This is a genomic window from Methanophagales archaeon (genome assembly GCA_021159465.1).
Taxonomy (GTDB): Archaea; Halobacteriota; Syntropharchaeia; order Alkanophagales; family Methanospirareceae; genus G60ANME1.
In genome coordinates, this window is sequence record JAGGRR010000094.1 from 1 (window position 1) to 1,182 (window position 1,182).

3 protein-coding genes are annotated in these 1,182 nt (G+C 49.5%); all 3 read right to left on the reverse strand.

What is annotated here, in order from left to right; translation table 11 throughout:
• Positions 1-285: hypothetical protein (locus J7J01_04925; GenBank protein ID MCD6210222.1), on the reverse strand; the 285-nt coding region annotated here is incomplete at its 3' end.
• Positions 282-644, reverse strand: a complete 363-nt coding sequence (locus J7J01_04930) for a hypothetical protein (protein ID MCD6210223.1) — start codon at positions 642-644, stop codon at positions 282-284. The genes J7J01_04925 and J7J01_04930, both read right to left, overlap by 4 nt.
• A 3-nt stretch (positions 645-647) precedes the next feature.
• Positions 648-1,182: hypothetical protein (locus J7J01_04935; GenBank protein ID MCD6210224.1), on the reverse strand; the 535-nt coding region annotated here is incomplete at its 5' end.

Sequence of the window (1,182 nt, forward strand, 5' to 3'; positions counted from 1 at the left end):
CACCTTCTTTATACCCGCACCCACATTGCCGTATAACCGTTCAAGCTCTCGCACAGTCTCCATATCCACCTTCACTTTGTATGTCTTCGTGCCCCTCTGGAGGTCATATATCTGGCTCGGTGAGAGTTTGTAGCCGAATTTCTTTTCAACCGCTTCCGGCAAGGTCTCTATCCTCATTCCGTCCTCAGCAGGGGTGGTGGTTACGGGAATAACTCCTTTGTTGCGCTTCACGAACTCCTGTATCTCTTTCAAAGTCTCTTCTGGAATTTCACTCAAGCGTGTCATTTCCTTCCGAATAAAACCTCCAACCAGCTCCGGTCACTCACTTCTGTTTTAGGTTCGCCCAATATTATCGCTTCCCAATCCTCCCTCCCTTCCTTTCGTGCCTCCCTTAGTATCATTTCTTCCCATTTCTTGAGTTTTCGTGTCCGCCCGAATTTTGTGCCCCGCAGCTTCTTCACCTGTTCCGCCGCCGGTGGCAGGTCAGACTGTATACTTTTGTTTCTCGCCTTTTTCGCATGGTGTCCAAATGCGAGTCGTGACTTTACTTGGTAAATGGTAGGTTCTTTCGCGGTGTAGGGTTTTGCTCGCAGGTAGTATATTTCACGTGGTTTTGTTCTGTGGACGAGCACCAAATCATCCATCTCTCAATCCCCATAAACCTGTTCAAAGGTTCTCAGAGCTTTTCTTATGTCCTCTGGCATGCCCGCATAAGGTGCACCGAGCAACTTGTAGACATAGCCTAAGATAATCAACTGCAAATCCCTACCGCCGAGCTTCACGAGGACGTCCGGGTAATTCACACTGACGAATGTGCGGATTTTATCCCATTCACGATTCATGGCTCTCCTAACGGTTTCGGTCACTATTATATCTGGCTGATTCGCAAGTAGCATTCCGGCAGCGTAGACCACGCCTCTCTTCGCTCTCGCCATAATCTTATCACCCTTCTTCCGCAACTCTTTAGTGAGCCACCATGCCACCTGTCCGAGGTTCGCACCATCCACGAATCCCAGCTCTCTGCGTCTGTTCTCGCATACCCACTCCACGCCAAATGTGAGTAATTCATCAGGATACTCTCTCAGTATCTTCTCCGCTACCGCTGACGGTTCGAGTATTTCCGGTGTGACCTCTTCCACTTTCCGTATCCGTTTTTTCTTCCGCGCCACAGGCTTCCGTTCA

Excerpts from the sequence above, each read along its gene's own strand:
- J7J01_04930 (MCD6210223.1), bottom strand. The coding sequence starts at position 644 with ATGGATGATTTGGTGCTCGTCCACAGAACAAAACCACGTGAAATATAC.